19 protein-coding genes are annotated in these 17,441 nt (G+C 52.8%); 7 read left to right on the top strand and 12 right to left on the bottom strand.

Annotated features, from left to right (window positions below):
- Positions 1-5 precede the first annotated feature (5 nt).
- The 4 genes from holB to pabC are packed head-to-tail and all read right to left on the bottom strand — an operon-like array spanning position 6 to position 3,472.
- Positions 6-1,010 (bottom strand): DNA polymerase III subunit delta', encoded by a 1,005-nt coding sequence (holB, locus tag NAZ64_RS03615; protein WP_000872450.1) that lies wholly within the window; start codon positions 1,008-1,010, stop codon positions 6-8.
- Positions 1,007-1,648, bottom strand: a complete 642-nt coding sequence (tmk, locus tag NAZ64_RS03620; protein WP_076935121.1) for a dTMP kinase — start codon at positions 1,646-1,648, stop codon at positions 1,007-1,009. Before tmk ends, holB begins: the two co-directional genes overlap by 4 nt.
- Entirely contained in the window at positions 1,638-2,660 is a 1,023-nt protein-coding gene (gene yceG, locus NAZ64_RS03625) for a cell division protein YceG (protein WP_000736454.1), read from the bottom strand. Before yceG ends, tmk begins: the two co-directional genes overlap by 11 nt.
- Positions 2,661-2,662: 2 nt before the next feature.
- Positions 2,663-3,472 (bottom strand): aminodeoxychorismate lyase, encoded by an 810-nt coding sequence (gene pabC / locus NAZ64_RS03630; protein WP_220569263.1) that lies wholly within the window; start codon positions 3,470-3,472, stop codon positions 2,663-2,665.
- Between the two features lie 414 nt (positions 3,473-3,886).
- Between pabC and NAZ64_RS03635 the strand changes: the two genes are divergently transcribed.
- From NAZ64_RS03635 to NAZ64_RS03660, 6 genes are all read left to right on the top strand, one after another.
- Positions 3,887-4,429: a fimbrial protein gene (locus NAZ64_RS03635; RefSeq protein ID WP_220569264.1), complete on the top strand. Its 543-nt coding sequence runs from the start codon at positions 3,887-3,889 to the stop codon at positions 4,427-4,429.
- A 75-nt stretch (positions 4,430-4,504) separates the two neighbouring features.
- On the top strand, positions 4,505-5,182 hold the full coding sequence (locus NAZ64_RS03640) for a fimbrial biogenesis chaperone (RefSeq protein ID WP_220569265.1): 678 nt from the start codon (positions 4,505-4,507) through the stop codon (positions 5,180-5,182).
- A 23-nt stretch (positions 5,183-5,205) separates the two neighbouring features.
- Positions 5,206-7,782: a fimbria/pilus outer membrane usher protein gene (locus tag NAZ64_RS03645; protein ID WP_220569266.1), complete on the top strand. Its 2,577-nt coding sequence runs from the start codon at positions 5,206-5,208 to the stop codon at positions 7,780-7,782.
- 14 nt (positions 7,783-7,796) lie between these two features.
- Positions 7,797-8,792: a fimbrial protein gene (locus NAZ64_RS03650; protein ID WP_076935115.1), complete on the top strand. Its 996-nt coding sequence runs from the start codon at positions 7,797-7,799 to the stop codon at positions 8,790-8,792.
- A 16-nt stretch (positions 8,793-8,808) separates the two neighbouring features.
- A complete protein-coding gene (locus tag NAZ64_RS03655; protein ID WP_076935114.1) occupies positions 8,809-9,330 on the top strand; it encodes a fimbrial protein in 522 nt (173 codons plus the stop codon).
- A gap of 17 nt (positions 9,331-9,347) precedes the next feature.
- Positions 9,348-9,872 carry a fimbrial protein gene (locus tag NAZ64_RS03660; protein ID WP_076936394.1) on the top strand — a complete coding sequence of 175 codons (525 nt, stop codon included), beginning with the start codon at positions 9,348-9,350 and terminating at the stop codon, positions 9,870-9,872.
- A 307-nt stretch (positions 9,873-10,179) separates the two neighbouring features.
- On the opposite strand, the gene fabF is transcribed toward NAZ64_RS03660, so the two are convergent.
- From fabF to yceD, 8 genes are all read right to left on the bottom strand, one after another.
- A complete protein-coding gene (gene fabF, locus NAZ64_RS03665; RefSeq protein WP_076935113.1) occupies positions 10,180-11,421 on the bottom strand; it encodes a beta-ketoacyl-ACP synthase II in 1,242 nt (413 codons plus the stop codon).
- Between the two features lie 85 nt (positions 11,422-11,506).
- Entirely contained in the window at positions 11,507-11,743 is a 237-nt protein-coding gene (gene acpP, locus NAZ64_RS03670) for an acyl carrier protein (protein WP_000103754.1), read from the bottom strand.
- Between the two features lie 155 nt (positions 11,744-11,898).
- On the bottom strand, positions 11,899-12,633 hold the full coding sequence (gene fabG / locus NAZ64_RS03675) for a 3-oxoacyl-ACP reductase FabG (RefSeq protein WP_000007236.1): 735 nt from the start codon (positions 12,631-12,633) through the stop codon (positions 11,899-11,901).
- Positions 12,634-12,645: 12 nt separating this feature from the next.
- The gene (gene fabD / locus NAZ64_RS03680) at positions 12,646-13,575 is read right to left on the bottom strand and encodes an ACP S-malonyltransferase (RefSeq protein ID WP_001623483.1); all 930 of its coding nucleotides are present in this window, start codon (positions 13,573-13,575) and stop codon (positions 12,646-12,648) included.
- Between the two features lie 15 nt (positions 13,576-13,590).
- Complete coding sequence (fabH, locus tag NAZ64_RS03685) at positions 13,591-14,544, bottom strand: beta-ketoacyl-ACP synthase III (RefSeq protein WP_000288148.1); 954 nt, start codon at positions 14,542-14,544, stop codon at positions 13,591-13,593.
- A 79-nt stretch (positions 14,545-14,623) separates the two neighbouring features.
- Positions 14,624-15,703: a phosphate acyltransferase PlsX gene (gene plsX / locus NAZ64_RS03690; protein ID WP_001518286.1), complete on the bottom strand. Its 1,080-nt coding sequence runs from the start codon at positions 15,701-15,703 to the stop codon at positions 14,624-14,626.
- 133 nt (positions 15,704-15,836) lie between these two features.
- Complete coding sequence (gene rpmF, locus NAZ64_RS03695; protein WP_000290727.1) at positions 15,837-16,010, bottom strand: 50S ribosomal protein L32; 174 nt, start codon at positions 16,008-16,010, stop codon at positions 15,837-15,839.
- Between the two features lie 51 nt (positions 16,011-16,061).
- Complete coding sequence (gene yceD, locus NAZ64_RS03700) at positions 16,062-16,583, bottom strand: 23S rRNA accumulation protein YceD (RefSeq protein ID WP_001174492.1); 522 nt, start codon at positions 16,581-16,583, stop codon at positions 16,062-16,064.
- 197 nt (positions 16,584-16,780) lie between these two features.
- Between yceD and NAZ64_RS03705 the strand changes: the two genes are divergently transcribed.
- Entirely contained in the window at positions 16,781-17,365 is a 585-nt protein-coding gene (locus tag NAZ64_RS03705) for a Maf family protein (RefSeq protein ID WP_001137603.1), read from the top strand.
- Positions 17,366-17,441: the final 76 nt, after the last annotated feature.

The following is a 17,441-nucleotide window of genomic DNA, read 5'->3' on the forward strand; positions in this document are numbered from 1 at the left end:
CTCTCTCAAAGATGAGGAACAGGCAACAAGGTGCCTGGTTGCAGGTAATGCTCGATGCGGAGAATGAGATCGGTTAATACCAGTTCGCGGTTTAATCCGGTCACATGAAGTAATTGATCACGACAATGACAAACATCGTTCAGGATTGCCTGAATACGCGCCGGGGATAGCGGCCCCGCCAGCGCGGCAACAACCGCGTCCGCATCAACGTTTGTCAGGTACGACGCGCCGTGCTGACGTTTCAGCGCGTCTACCAGCAGCGTCGCCAGCCAGTGCAAGCGCGCCGGGGCTTGCTCATGATTGAGCGCCGTTAATAACGCATACCAGTCGCCCGTATGCAAACTGTCCATTAACGCCTGACACAGCGCCTCACGCTGCGCCCAGCGTTCAGACTGCAACAGCGCCAGCGCGGCGCCGGGCGACCCCGCATTCAGGCGTAGCGCCGTGAGCAATGCTTCTTGTGACGCTGTCACTTCTCGTGACAGCCATGACATCGCATACGATTCGGACGGCGGCGCCAGATGATGCAGCCGGCAGCGGCTGCGTAATGTCGCCAACAGACGAGCAGGCTCCGGGCTGGCAAGGAAAAACCAGGTTTGCTCCGGCGGCTCTTCCAGCGTTTTGAGCAACGCATTGGCAGCGGCGTCGGTTAATAGCGCCGCATCCGCAATCCACACCACCTTCGCACCGCCCAGACGGGAGTGCTCGTACAATTTCTCGCTGACCTCGCGTACCGCATCTACGCCGAGGCTGCTTTTGCCTTTATCCGGCGTCAGCGTGTAATAGTCCGGATGCGTGCCAGCCTGCATAAGCTGACAGCCACGGCAATGCCCACAGCTTTTGTGGCCCTCAGGCTGCTGGCATAACAGATAACGGCTCAGCGCATAGCACAGCGCCTCGTCGCCCATGCCAGGTAAGGCCTGAATCAGTAGCGCATGGTGCCCACGTCCCGCCTGGTAACTTTCTACCAGTTTTTCATAGGCGGGCCGTAACCATGGATACCATTTCATGCCGCTTGCTCCTGCACCCACTTCGTCACCGTAGCGCGAATGTCGCGCATGACGGCATCCAGCGGCTGGGTCGCGTCAATGGTGCGGATACGCGAGTCTTGCGCCGCCAGTTCCAGATAACGCGAGCGAGTCCGGTTAAAGAAATCAAAAGATTCCTGCTCAATGCGATCCAAATCGCCGCGCGCTCTGGCGCGTTTTAGTCCGACTTCCGGCGTGACATCCAGATACAGCGTCAGGTCAGGGCGAAAATCGCCCAGCACGGCATCGCGTAGTGTCGCCAGCATGGTTTGATCAATGCCGCGCCCTCCCCCCTGATACGCCTGGGTCGAGAGGTCGTGGCGATCGCCGATCACCCATATGCCTTGCGCCAGCGCGGGTTTGATTACCGTTTCGACGAGCTGTACGCGAGCGGCATAAAACATCAGCACTTCCGCTTTATCGGTAATCACTTCGTCGCCTACCGATCGGATATCCAGCACCAGACTTCTCAGTTTTTCGGCAAGCTGCGTACCGCCCGGCTCACGGGTAAAAATCATGTTACGAATACCCAGTTGCTCAAGGGTCTCCACCACCACGTCGCGCGCAGTGGTTTTTCCGGCGCCTTCCAGGCCCTCGATGACGATATAATTACTGCCCATTTTTTTCCTTAAGCACTTTCAGGTACTCCTGCACTGACCGATTATGGCTGGCAAGATTGGTGTTAAATGTGTGACCGCCTTTACCGTCGGCCACAAAATAGAGATACGGCGTTTTCGCCGGATGCGCCGCCGCCTGCAATGACGCTTCGCTGGGCGATGCAATCGGTCCTGGCGGCAGCCCGGTTATGGTATACGTGTTATAAGCCGTCGGCTTTTCCAGATCCGCACGCGACAAGTTACCATTATAACTCGTCCCCATCCCGTAAATCACGGTGGGATCGGTCTGAAGGCGCATACCGATTCTCAGGCGATTAATAAAGACTGAGGCCACCTGATCGCGTTCGCTGGCGACAGCCGTCTCTTTTTCAATAATCGAGGCCATTGTCACCAGTTGGTTCTGATCTTTATAAGGCAGCCCCTCGGCCCGGCCTTTCCAGACAGTATCGACAGCTTTCACCATCTTTTGGTGCGCTCGCTTGAGAATAGCGACATCGCTGGTGTTGGCGGTATACATCCAGGTATCGGGCCAGAACCACCCTTCTACCCATTCCGGGTGCGCAAGCTTTAATGCCTGAGCGACAGTGGCGTAGTCATCATCCGGCAATGTATGGCGAATATACGGCGCCTCTCGTAGCTGTTTCAGGTAATCGCTAAGGCGCATCCCTTCCACAAACCGCAACGGGAATTGCGCTTCTTTGCCGCTCTCCAGCAACTCAAGCATCTCCCGTACGGTCATCCCCGGCGTAAAACGGTAAGTTCCCGCTTTAAAGTGCGATAACTCAGGCTCCACGCGCAGCAGCCACTGAAATACCCGGGGGCGATTAATGATTTTTTCATCATAAAGCTGGTCGCCAAGCGCCAGCCGCCCCGTTCCCGCCTTGAGCGTAAAGATAGTCTCGTCTTTAATAAGTAACGTGCTGTTCGCCAGATGGCGAACTTTCCACATCCCCACGCCCGCGGCAATACCCAGCACAACCAACAGCAGAAGGAAAACGCCTGACAATTTTTTCATAACTAATTCGGATGCTCACAAAATGGGGCTAAAAATTGAAACAGTGTTCGCGAAGAATACGACGTCCCGTGATAGGCGCGTATGGGAATAATCGGCATTAGCGCGTTGCAGATGATAATCTCATCCGCCTGCCTGACTGCCTCCTCTCTCGCCTGTACTTCAAGAACCTGGAAAGGAGATTGCGCCAGTTGGCGTAAACAAAATTGTCGCATAATGCCGTTCACCCCGGCCTGATCCAGACGCGGCGTAAAAACAATGTCGCCTGTACGCCAGAACAAATTAGCCGCACAGCATTCCGTAACCCATCCCTCGCTGTCAAGAACCAGCGTCTCATCGGCGTCCGTCTGCTCAAGATGAGAGCGAATCAACACCTGTTCGAGGCGGTTCAGATGTTTTAATCCGGCAAGATAAGGATTGCGCCCAAGCGGTATGGGACTAAGGGTAAGAGTGATCCCCTCGTTTTTCCAGCGGGCATAGTGGGCAGGATAAGGCGACACGCTAAGAATCCGTGTGGGTAATTGACAACTGGCGGCGCTGTAACCGCGTCCGCCTGCGCCGCGAGTAATCATCACTTTCAGCACGCCTTCCCGATGCGGTTGTGCCAGGCGGCGCATCTCTTTTGCTAATACATCCCAATCGTTAAAGGGGATCGCCAAACGAGAGCACGTTTCTTCCAGGCGAGCCAGATGACGGGAAAACAGGGCAATCTCCCCCGCCGCGATCCGAGCAGTGGTAAAGCAACCGTCTCCGAACTGCACCCCCCGGTCATTCACCGCGAGTCGTTCAGTGGATTGGCCGTTAATCAGATACATTCATCCTCCAGATAACAGCCCATCAGAGTGTCAGGGGAATGGCCTGCGCGCAAGGGCTTTGCCAGCAAGATAACACGTTATTTTTCGGATTTTCCTTATTTTAATAAGAAAAGGCATATTTATGTCAACCATGACAAATAAATTATAGCAATAATATTAATCACAACATCTTAAATTACGAAATTGATTTATTGAGCGAATATATTTAGCAAAACAAAAAGCACTAATTAGATATTATTTATAGCCATAACTTTCACATATGGTCAAAATGCAATTGGGTATCGTCTGACGTTACCCTATCATATTTAATACTGCAATTAGAAAGTCATAATTAATATATTTATTACTCAAAGCCTATTTATCGTGCGCTGAGTAATATCTACGTATCGAGTCGACCATGAAAGGACATTTTTAATGAAAGGAAAATTTGCCGCTGCTGTATTATTCACCGCAATGGGGCTTGCTTCGACTGCAATGGCTCAGGATGGCCAGGTTAATTTTACCGGCAAAATCATCGAAGCAGGTTGCAAAATTAACGGCAGTGTCACCAGTTCTCAGGATGTCAAGCTGGGCGAGGTCTCTAAAACAGCGTTTACCAACGCTGGCTCAACGGCAGCAACCACCAAGTTTTCACTGGTATTAACCGCCTGCCCTGCAGAGCTGCTGGGAAAACCGGTTTCCGTAAAATATGACGGTACGCCGGACCCCCTTAATAACGACTATCTGCAAATCACCGGTTACGGCACTACCGGCGTCGCTAAAGGTGTCGCTATCCAGTTATTGAATAGCGATACCAGCGAACTGCCGCTGGGTACTGAGTCTAAATCCGTTACTATTGCCTCCGATGCGGCAGAAGAAACAAACCTCGACTTTTTCGCCCGTTATATCGCGACAGAAGACAGCGTATCAGGCGGCGATGCCAACGGCGTCGTTAACTTTACTCTGACCTACAACTAATCGCGCGGAATTTATTCTCTCGTTTTAGTAAACCAATAAAGCCGGATGGACCCGGCTTTGCTTTGGAGATACTCCATGAATAAATATAGTTTACTCACTGCCGCCACGCTTATATTCACTACGACAACCGTACAGGCTGGTGTTATTATCGGCGGAACCCGTATTATTTATAACGGCGATAAAAAAGAAACGTCGATTAGCGTTAAAAATCCGGACCAATCTTCTTATCTCATTCAATCATGGAGTGACGCTGGGGAAAAAAGCAGCGATAAATCGCCGTTTATGGTCACGCCGCCGCTTTTTCGTTTAGGCGCAGGGCAGGAAAATAATCTGCGAATTCTCCGTACTGGCGGCAATCTGCCGGAAGATCGTGAGTCCCTCTACTGGATGAATATTAAGTCGATCCCATCGACGACGGAAAAGCAGGATAACGTTAACACTCTGCAAATTGCGGTGAAAACCCGCATTAAATTAATTTACCGTCCGCAGGCGTTGACGGAGCAACCGGAAAACGTCACCTCGAAGCTAACCTGGCAGCACAGCGGTAACCGTCTTACCGTGACCAATCCCACAGCCTACTATATGAACTTCAGCACGGTGAAGATAGGAACCAGCACCGTGAAAGACGCTACCTATGTCGCGCCGATGAGTTCCGCCAGCTTTACCGCGCCCGCCGAGGCCAGCGGCGACGTAACCTGGACACTTATTAACGATTTCGGCTCTATCGGGTCTGAACACCACAAACGCCTGTGAGACCACACCGAAAGGATATCGGGATGAATGCAGACGCATACAAAAAAATAATGACGCTCAGTCGAATCGCCTGCTTTATCGCCCTGCAGTGCGCACTGCCAGCCGGTAACACTGCGTTTGCCCGCGAATATTTTAACCCAGCGCTGCTGGGGATCGACGGGCCGGGAAAAGAGCTTACCGATCTTTCCGCTTTTGAAGAAGGCATAGGCCAAATGCCTGGCACCTATCGCGTTGACGTCATTGTGAATAAATCGTCCGCTGGCGTGCATGACGTTAATTTTGTTATGCAAAAGGATACTACAGGCAACACCACTTTGCAGCCCTGCTTCAGCGTTGACTCGCTGCGCGAGTTCGGTATTCGTACCGACGCGTTTCCAAATCTTGCTGGTCACGGCGACTGCGCTAACCTGGCGGCGATCCCGCAGGCCAGCGCCGAGTTCGCCTTTGAACGCCAGCAGCTACGGCTGTCTATTCCGCAGGCCGCCGTAGACAGCCATGCCCGCGGCTACATTGCCCCGGAACGGCTCGATGAGGGCATTAACGCCCTGCTGCTCAACTATAGCTTTTCCGGCGCCAACACCAAAGCGCGCCGCGGCGATATGATCGACTCCGACAGCTATTATCTGAGCCTGCGTCCGGGCCTGAATATTGGCCCCTGGCGCATTCGCAACTACAGCACCTGGAATCGCAACGTCAACGGCGATAGCGCCGATGAAAGCTGGGATTCGCTCTACACCTACGCCCAGCGCAATATTATCGCGCTGAAAAGTCAGCTGACGCTCGGCGACAGCACCGCGCCCTCCGAGCTGTTTGATAGTGTGCCGTTCCGCGGCGCACAGCTGGCCTCCGACGATGATATGTTGCCCGATAGCCTGCGTGGCTACGCGCCGGTGGTGCGCGGCATCGCCCGTACTAACGCGCAGGTAATTATCAAACAGAATGGTTACACCATTTATCAAAGCTATGTTTCGCCGGGCGCATTTGAGATTACCGATATGTACCCGACCGGCAGCAGCGGCGATCTTGACGTCACAATTAAAGAGGCCGACGGTAGCGAACAGCATCAGACGGTGGCCTTCGCCTCTCTGCCTATTCTGCAGCGCGAAGGGCGGCTAAAGTACAGCGTGACCAGCGGCCAGTATCGCCCCTATGAGAGCGATATCGACAAAAAAATGTTTACCCAGGCCACCCTGATTTATGGCCTGCCAGCCGGGCTTACGGTATACGGCGGGGGCCAGTTCTCACAGCACTACAAGTCCCTGCTCACCGGGCTTGGAAAAAACTTCGGCGAGTTGGGTGCCGTCTCGGTGGATGGCACTCAGGCATGGTCAACACAAAAAGATCAGGATAAAGAGAGCGGCCAGTCCTGGCGCATCCGTTACAGTAAAAATATTCTCGAAACCGGCACCAATGTCTCTATTTCGGGTTATCGCTACTCTACATCGGGCTACTACACCCTCCAGGAGGTGCTGGACACCTGGCGGGACGACGACTGGCAGAACACCACGGATCGTAAAAAGAACCGCGCCGAAATCCAGCTCAGCCAGAATTTGTGGGAGAACGGCGGCTCCGTCTCACTTAACGCCATCAGCCAGGATTACTGGAACAGTGACCGAAAAATGCGCTCCATCGGTGTGGGTTACAGCAACAGTTGGAACGGCATCACCTACAGCCTGAACTACAGCTATAACCGTAATACCAACGCCAGTGACGATAGCAATAACAATGGTCACGACAGCACCAAAACCTACGAAGAGGATCAGATTTTCTCTCTGAACATCAATATTCCGCTCGATTACTGGCTGAAGAACAGCTGGGCCAGCTACAACCTGAATACCAGTAAACAGGGCGATACCAGTCATACGGTGGGACTAAACGGGGCTGCGCTGGAAGATCAGAATCTCAACTGGAGCGTGCAGGAGAGCGAAACCAACCACGGCGAGGGCAACGGCGGTTATGGCAGTCTCGATTACCAGGGTTCCTATGCTCGGGTCAATGCGGCATACGGTTATGACCACGATCAGCAGCGCGTGAACTACGGCATTGAAGGCGGCGTTGTGGCCCATGCCCACGGCATTACCTTGAGTCAGCCGCTGGGCGAAACGATCGCGCTGGTAGAAGCCCCGGGCGCCAGCGGCGTCAGCATCAATAACCAGACCGGAGTCAGCACCGACTTCCGCGGTTATACCATCGTGCCGTACATCAGCCCCTATCGGGAAGGTGCGATTTCACTGAACACGGAAGAGTTACCTGACGATGCCGACCTGACGCTCTCCAGCCAGACCGTCACCCCAACGCGCGGCGCGGTGGTTCGCGCCCGATTCGATACTCACGTGGGCAAGCGCGTCCTGATGACGTTAACCCGCAGCAACGGCGATGTCGTACCGTTTGGCGCGATGGTGTCCGATAGCCAGTCCACCACCGCCTCGGCGGCGATAGTTGGTGATGGTGGTCAGGTTTACCTGTCAGGGATGACAGATCAAGGGACACTAACCGCAAAATGGGGCCAGACAGGCAATGAACAGTGCCGCATCACCTATCAGCTACCTGAAGCCACGCCCGCCAGTGGCGTTGTGGAAATGAATGCGCGTTGTCAGTAATAAAGGAGAACCTGATGCAAAAGTCTTTTTTAACCATATTGCTCATCGTCGGTAATTTTTTATTATCGAATACGGCTAGTGCTGATTATTTTTACGATGCGACTATCACGCCTAAACAGTATAAATTTATCGATTTGACTATCCCGGCCAACGCCGGTCAGGACAATGGCTGGTGGGCCGAAAATGGCTCAACGCCTATTAAGATATATGTTAACGATGACACGCATAACTCTTATGCCGATCTATCCATCAGCGGCACTCAGCTTGGGGATAATCTTTATGCGACCAATAACGCCGGCATTGGCATTAAATATAGGCTGAAGATCACATCATCTTCCACCGATCCGGTTGATGGCTCAACTACCTCGCCAGATTATCGTGTAAATCTTTCTGGAAATATCTCAACCGATACACTGAACACATATATTCATGTGTATTACCAACTTGTTAGATTGACTGATAACGTTCCTGCAGGGAATATCACATCGGCCCCCATTGTGACACTAAACATTCATAACCCAGATGGCGTTGGTACCCCTTTATTTTCTGGTGTTGTTTATAACGGTATTTCTGGTAGCCAACCGAAGATGACGGCATGCACAATTAATGCACCTACAGAAATCAAACTACCTCCATTGTATGGCAGTAATCTGGTTAACGGGGCGCAGAATGTCATTGATATCACGCCACCGCTCAAGCTCACTAACTGCCCCGGCGCGATTAACGGCATCAGTTATGAACTGAAAGCCGTTTATGGTGCCCATGATGCTTCGAATGGCGTGATGAAAACGGAAACCGGCACAGGTTATGCCAATGGGGTATATGTGCAATTACAAAATGCCGACGGATCTGGCTATGGAAAATTTAATACAGATATCCCCCTCGATTATACCGGTTCGGGAGATTATGACATCCCGAATTATAAAATTGGCTATTACATTGATAACAGCAGCACCGTCACTGCGGGCAGAGTGAAGTCAGCACTGGAGTTTGATGTTAGCTATAACTAAACGTTAAGGAATAACAATGAAAATGATCGTAAATAAAAAACTGGCGCTGGCAACACTGATCTGTAGTGGTTTGTTTTCTGCGACCAGTCAGGCCGTGAATATTGATATTACTGGTACTGTTGTCGCTTCCCCCTGCGTGGTCAATGGGGGCAACGACTCACTGGAAGTAAACCTGGGGGATAATATTCAGGCGGACAGTTTATCCGCTGGTGGCAGTTCTACCGGCTGGAAAGAATTTACCCTGAGGCTGACCGCCTGCCCGGCCTCAACTTCCAGCTTTAGCGTCGCCTTCAGCGGTACCACAGATACCGACGCTACCAAATATCTGAATACCGGTTCCGCCACAAACCTGGCGTTGGAGTTAACCACCCAGGATGGTGCGACAACATTAAGCAATGGCACTTCTCTGGAAAACGTTACCATTCCATCAGGTACTCATGCTTACGATCTGCAACTACGTACCCGTGCAGTTTCGAAGGGCGGCGTGGGGCCAGGTACGATTGTAGGCCAGGTACAGGCTACATTTACCTATCAATAAGACGAGGTAGCATGATCATGCAACAGGCAACCAGAACACGCGCCGCCATTGTTGTCAGCCTGTGGATTATCCTGGCCTGCACGCATGCCCGGGCAGCCGATATTAACCTGAGCGGCACGGTGGTCGCTTCCGCTTGTACCGTCGATGCCGAAACGAAAGACCAGACAGTGACGTTTGAGCAGGCACGCGCTGTCGATTACCCCAATGTTAGCGATACCAGCGAATGGCAAGATTTTGCACTAACACTCTCCGCCTGTCCGGCCTCCACCACGCAGGTCACTGTCACGTTTACCGGCGACGCCGATAACGACGATCCGACTAAGTTTGCCAATACGCAGGGGGATGCCACCGGAATGGCGCTACAGATCATGAGCCGTGACCACATCACGGAGATCTCACCGCAGGGGGCGTTGGCCGTCAATGTGGATAGTATCAGCCGTAGTGCCACGTTCCCGCTTTCCGCTCGCTTATATACGCCAACCGGCTACGTCACCGCCGGGGAGTTCAAAGCGGTAGTGCAATTCTCCTTCACTTATCAGTAAACACTGCCTATAAGATCGAGTAGGAGGCGCGGGATTGCTCCCGCCGTCCTCTCACACCACCGTACGTACGGGTTCGCATACGGCGCTTCCAGTTCGTCAGGCCAGCATTTTGCTTCCGGCCTCCTTCAGATTCTCCTCGCGGTAGACACCCTTGCCTTCGGCCAACACTTCCTCTCACCGGGTGTGTGGAGGTCTTTCACCTCTTAGTCGTTCTTTAGCCACCACAGCTGAAGAACAGCGTCTGTCACGGCGCACGTAAAAAAAAACAGAGCGCATCGCGCTCCGTTTTTATAGGCTTTGAAACCAACTACACGCGTTTGAAAATCAACGAACCGTTAGTACCGCCAAAACCAAAGGAGTTACACAGAGCGTACTCCAGATCGCTGACCTGGCGCGCTTCATGCGGCACGAAGTCCAGATCGCAACCTTCATCCGGGTTATCCAGATTAATGGTTGGCGGAATGGCCTGATCGCGTAGCGCCAGAATAGAGAAAATAGACTCTACTGCGCCTGCGGCGCCCAACAGATGGCCGGTCATCGATTTGGTCGAGCTCACCATCACTCGGCTTGCAGCATCGCCAAAGACTGACTTAACCGCCTGCGTCTCAGCTTTGTCGCCGGCAGGCGTCGACGTGCCGTGCGCGTTGACGTAGCCAATCTGAGCAGGCTCAATCGCGGCATCACGCAACGCGTTAACCATAGCCAGCGCAGCGCCTGCGCCATTTTCCGGCGGCGACGTCATATGGTAAGCATCGCTGCTCATACCAAAGCCGACGATTTCAGCATAGATTTTCGCACCACGCGCTTTTGCATGTTCGTACTCTTCAAGCACCAACATACCGGCACCGTCGCCCAGTACAAAACCATCGCGTTCTTTATCCCACGGACGGCTCGCCGCCTGTGGGTTATCGTTGCGGGTCGACAGCGCGCGCGCTGCGCCAAAACCACCTACGCCCAGCGGCGTACTGGCTTTTTCTGCGCCACCTGCCACCATCGCGTCCGCATCGCCATAGGCGATGATACGCGCGGCATGGCCGATGTTATGCACGCCTGAAGTACAGGCAGTCGCAATAGAGATGCTTGGCCCACGCAGGCCATACATGATAGTCAGATGGCCTGCTACCATGTTAACAATCGTCGACGGGACAAAGAACGGGCTAATCTTACGCGGTCCGCCTTTTACCAGCGAACTGTGGTTTTCTTCGATCAGACCGAGACCACCGATACCGGAGCCGATAGCGGCGCCAATACGGCTTGCGTTCTCTTCCGTCACTTCAAGGCCAGAATCCTGCATGGCCTGTACGCCAGCGACAATTCCATATTGAATGAAGGCATCCATCTTGCGCTGTTCTTTGCGCGAGATAATGTCATCACAGTTAAAATCCTTTACTAAGCCAGCAAATTTCGTTGCATAGGCGCTAGTATCGAAATGGTCGATCAGGCTGATGCCACTCTGACCGGCAAGGAGAGCTTTCCAGGTAGACTCTACGGTATTGCCGACAGGAGACAACATGCCCAGTCCGGTCACAACTACACGACGCTTAGACACGGTTGTCCTCCAGGGAGGGAAAATGATTCTAGTGGGACAAAAAGATAAAACTCAGGCGGTCGAACGACCGCCTGGAGATGTTCACTTACGCCTGGTGGCCGTTGATGTAATCAATGGCAGCCTGAACGGTGGTGATTTTCTCAGCTTCTTCGTCCGGAATCTCAGTATCAAACTCTTCTTCCAGAGCCATTACCAGCTCAACGGTGTCAAGAGAATCTGCGCCCAGGTCTTCAACGAAAGAAGCATTGTTGGTTACTTCTTCCTGCTTAACGCCCAGCTGTTCGCCGATAATTTTCTTAACGCGTTCTTCGATAGTGCTCATACTCTTAAATTTCCTATCAAAACTCGCTTTCGCGATGGTTTTCGTAGTGTATAAAATGTTGAAAAATTTGCAACTAAATCCCGGCAGGTCTTACCACGATTTTACGTTATTTTGCGGCCTTTCGCCCTAATAACGCAAATATTTTTCAATCGTGATTAAACCATGTACATTCCGCCGTTGACGTGCAAAGTCTCACCAGTGATGTAACTCGCTTCGTCAGAGGCTAAAAATGCAACCGCACTGGCGATTTCCTGAGCGCCGCCGAGGCGACCCGCAGGCACCTGCGCCAGGATACCCGCACGCTGATCGTCAGACAGCGCACGCGTCATGTCCGTTTCAATAAAACCCGGAGCCACAACATTGACAGTAATACCACGGGACGCAACTTCACGCGCCAGTGATTTACTGAAACCGATCAGGCCCGCTTTCGCCGCAGCGTAGTTTGCCTGACCTGCATTTCCCATGGTACCAACCACAGAACCAATAGTGATAATGCGACCACAACGCTTTTTCATCATAGCGCGCATTACCGCTTTTGACAGGCGGAAAACGGATGATAAATTGGTTTCGATAATATCGTTCCACTCATCATCTTTCATTCGCATCAACAGATTATCACGAGTGATACCGGCATTATTAACCAGGATATCCACTTCACCAAATTCTGCGCGAATATTTTCCAGAACAGATTCAATAGATGCAGGATCGGTCACATTCAACATCAAACCTTTCCCGTTAGCACCTAAATAGTCGCTAATGTTCTTCGCACCATTTTCACTGGTCGCAGTCCCGATAACTTTCGCGCCGCGGGCAACGAGAGTCTCTGCAATTGCGCGGCCTATGCCACGGCTTGCACCAGTCACCAGCGCAATCTTTCCTTCAAAGCTCATGGTTTTCCTCTTTTATTGCGTAAGTGCCGCAGACAGCGCCGCCGGCTCGTTCAGCGCCGACGCTGTCAGGGTGTCGACAATACGTTTCGTCAGACCAGTGAGGACTTTACCTGGACCCACTTCATAAAGATGTTCAACGCCCTGCGCCGCGATAAATTCCACGCTCTTCGTCCACTGTACCGGATTGTACAACTGGCGAACCAGCGCATCGCGGATAGCGGCGGCATCGGTTTCACATTTCACGTCAACGTTGTTTACTACCGGCACCGTTGGCGCGCTAAAGGTAATTTTGGCTAATTCAACCGCCAGCTTATCTGCCGCTGGTTTCATCAGCGCGCAGTGCGACGGTACGCTCACCGGCAGCGGCAGCGCGCGTTTCGCGCCAGCGGCTTTACAAGCTGCGCCCGCGCGTTCTACTGCCTCTTTATGCCCGGCGATAACCACCTGTCCCGGCGAGTTAAAGTTAACCGGCGAAACAACCTGCCCTTCGGCAGATTCTTCACAGGCTTTAGCAATAGAGGCATCATCCAGACCGATGATCGCAGACATGCCGCCAGTACCTTCCGGAACCGCTTCCTGCATGAATTTACCGCGCATTTCCACCAGACGAACGGCATCAGCAAAGTTGATGACGCCAGCGCAAACCAGCGAGGAATATTCGCCCAGGCTGTGACCTGCCATTAACGCAGGCATTTTACCGCCCTGCTGCTGCCAAACGCGCCAAAGCGCGACGGAAGCGGTTAATAACGCCGGCTGCGTCTGCCAGGTTTTATTCAGTTCTTCCGCTGGACCTTGCTGGGTGAGCGCCCACAGATCATATCCCAGAGCCGCAGAAGCTTCAGCAAACGTTTCTTCTACGATAGGGTAATTTGCCGCCATCTCGGCCAACATCCCAACGCTCTGAGAACCCTGACCGGGGAACACAAATGCAAATTGCGTCATGTTTAAATCCTTATACTAGAAACGAATCAGCGCGGAGCCCCAGGTGAATCCACCCCCGAAGGCTTCAAGCAATACCAGCTGACCGGCTTTAATTCGCCCGTCACGCACGGCTTCATCCAGCGCGCACGGCACAGAAGCCGCGGAGGTATTGCCGTGCCTGTCCAGCGTGACGACGACATTGTCCATCGACATGCCGAGTTTTTTCGCTGTCGCGCTAATGATACGCAGGTTAGCCTGATGCGGCACCAGCCAATCGAGTTCTGAGCGATCCAGGTTATTAGCCGCCAGCGTCTCATCGACAATATGCGCCAGTTCAGTGACCGCCACTTTAAAGACTTCATTGCCCGCCATCGTCAGGTAAATCGGGTTATCCGGATTTACGCGATCGGCATTCGGCAGGGTCAGTAATTCACCGTAACGGCCATCGGCATGAAGATGAGTGGAGATAATACCCGGTTCTTCAGAAGCGCTCAGTACGGCCGCGCCTGCGCCATCGCCGAAAATAATGATCGTACCGCGATCGCCAGGATCGCAAGTGCGGGCTAATACATCGGAGCCGACCACCAGCGCGTGTTTAACCGCGCCGGATTTAACGTACTGGTCGGCGATGCTTAACGCGTAGGTGAAACCTGCGCACGCTGCCGCGACATCAAACGCCGGGCAACCTTTAATACCGAGCATACTTTGAATCTGACATGCCGCGCTTGGAAATGCATGCGTTGCTGATGTGGTAGCCACCACAATCAAGCCAATTTGGTCTTTATCGATCCCCGCCATCTCAATCGCGCGATTCGCAGCGGTAAAGCCCATCGTCGCGACAGTTTCATTCGGCGCGGCGATATGGCGTTCACGAATACCTGTACGAGTGACAATCCACTCGTCAGAGGTCTCAACCATTTTTTCCAGATCGGCGTTAGTCCGCACTTGTTCGGGCAGATAGCTGCCAGTACCAATAATCTTCGTATACATGTACGCTCAGTCACTTTTCGGTTATATACCGTTACCTGTAAACGTCTGGCACGCTGGCGGCGCCGGGGAGACAGCGATATTATCTGTGCGCCCGCAGGTTTACGCCTTTGCCATCGTCCAGCGGTTCAAATCCGGCTGGGTATACAGATTCCAGGCGAGCGGCAATTCGCTGAGGAACTTGTCGCTGCACCGCCTGCACTGCCTGTTCAATCGCGACTGCAAATGCTCGCTGATTGGCCGCACCATGACTTTTTATCACCGTGCCGCGCAATCCTAACAGACAGGCGCCATTATACTGGTCGGGGTTGAGGTGACTGAATCGCCTCGTCAGGCTTTTTTGTAACCAACGTTTTAATAACAGCAGCCACCACGACCGTTTTTTCCCTTCGCCCTGTGATTTCAGCAGTGAAAGGAACATTCTGACAACCCCCTCCATCGTTTTAAGTGTGACATTGCCTGTAAAGCCGTCACACACCAGTACATCGGTTTTTCCCGTCAGTAACTCATTCGCCTCAAGGTAGCCGATGTAATTGATGGTTGGAACTGTTTTTAACATTAAAGAGGCTTCGCGAATACTGTCGAGGCCTTTGGTTTCTTCTTCCCCGATATTGAGTAGCGCCACGCGGGGATTTTTGATCCCGACGACCTCTTCCGCCAAAACGGCGCCCATCACGGCAAACTGCACCAGCATGGTACTGTCGCAGTCGACGTTGGCCCCCAAATCAAGCACTACCGTTTTGCCCTTTTGCTGGTGCGGTAATACCGTCACCAACGCCGGACGCTCAATCCCCTCAAGAGGCTTGAGCAATAATTTCGCCAGCCCCATCAGCGCCCCGGTATTACCGGCGCTAACGCAAGCTTCGGCTCGGCCTTCTTTCACAAGCTCCAGGGCCACACGCATGGATGTCCCGCGACTGGCGCGGATCGCCTGCGAAGGCCGGGCATCACTGGCAATAACTGACTGTGCAGGGATAATCTGCAGACGCGAACGTTGTTCAAAGTCAGCTTTGGCAAGTAATGGCGTGATAATATCGGGATTCCCGACTAAAAGAAGAGTGAGCTGCGAATTAGCGTTCAGTGCCTGCAATGCTGCAGGCACCGTCACGGAAGGACCAAAATCGCCCCCCATGACATCTAACGCCAGGGTTAGACGTGTCAAGGTATCGTCGCTGCCTGGTTCGGTGTTCTCCGCTTACGCGGAGAAATCCTCACTAAGCTTTATCACGCTTGTACTCTTCGGCTTTTACACCACAGGCACACCTGTGATGCAAAAGGCATCGAGTATCGCGCGATTACTTAGCGATGACCTTACGGCCGCGGTAGTAACCGTCGGCAGTGATGTGGTGACGCAGGTGTTTTTCACCAGAAGTTTTGTCTACAGACAGGCTGGTGACTGCGGTCAGAGCGTCATGGGAACGACGCATGCCACGTTTGGAACGGGTTGGTTTATTCTGTTGTACGGCCATGGACCTTACTCCTCAATTACGGTTTATCCCTGCGTCCGCGGGGAAGACCTATTACTTACGCTTTAAGCTGGCTAATACGGCAAATGGGTTTGGCTTTTGCGCTTCATCAGGCAGTTCGCCAAAGACCATGTCCGCCTCGGACACTTCACAGTGTTCAGAATCATGCACCGGAACTACCGGCAAGGCGAGGATGATTTCATCTTCAACCGTCGCCAGCAGATCGATTTCGCCGAATTCGTTTACCTCAATCGGCTCATACGCTTCCGGCAGTGCTTCAGCCTGCTCGTCGGAACGGACAGGGCTAAAACAATACGTTGTGTGAACCTGATGGGTAAACGGTTTCCCGCAACGCTGGCATTCGAGCGACACCGTAACGACCGCATCGCCTGTTAAAACGGCGAGACGCTGGTTATCGATAGCGAACGACATGGAGCATTCCACATCACTGTCCACACTGACTACAGATTCGGCAACGCGCTCAACCTGATCGGGGGTATAGATACCCTGGTAATCAAGGCGTTTTTGAGCGGTACGAACCGGATCAAGAGTCAGGGGTAATTTTACCTTTTGCATAGGGCGCGCATATTAACTTCGTAACGTCATATAGTCAAAGAAAAAGGCAGCCTGCGGTTGCCTTTTGCCAATAATTCGCACACATTGCGGGTTACAGACTTATTTTCGCTCAAGACGAGTCAGTATGACAGGCTTGAAGACCGAAGAGCATAGTTTAAGATGGCTCTCATCATTACGCTATATCTGAGGGAAAAAATATGCCCCGTCTCATCCTTGCGTCTACCTCTCCCTGGCGTCGCGCGCTGCTGGAAAAGCTGACGATTCCTTTCGAATGCGCCGCGCCGGATGTTGATGAAACCCCCATGCCGGGCGAAGCGCCGCGTCAGTTGGTGCTGCGGCTGGCGCAGGCGAAGGCGCAATCGCTCGCCGCGCGTTTCCCGAATCATTTGATTATTGGCTCCGACCAAATTTGTGTTCTGGACGGCGAAATCACCGGCAAACCGCTGACGGAAGAAAAAGCGCGTCAGCAATTAGCCAAAGCCAGCGGAAATATTGTGACGTTTTATACCGGACTGGCACTGTATAACTCCGCCTCCGGGCACTTACAAACCGAAGTGGAGCCTTTTGACGTTCATTTTCGCCATTTAAGCGAAGCGGAAATAGACGACTATGTCCGTAAAGAGCATCCGCTGCACTGCGCGGGAAGTTTTAAAAGCGAAGGTTTAGGCATTGCATTATTTGAACGCCTGGAAGGTCGTGACCCAAATACCTTGATCGGTTTGCCGCTGATCGCGTTGTGTCAAATGCTGCGGCGGGAAGAGATGAACCCGCTGAATGCCTGATTAATCTGCCTGATGGCGACGCGATGCGTCTTATCAGGCCTACGGTGCATCACACGATTGTAGGCCTGATAAGCAA

This window comes from Salmonella sp. A1325 (genome assembly GCF_056991255.1).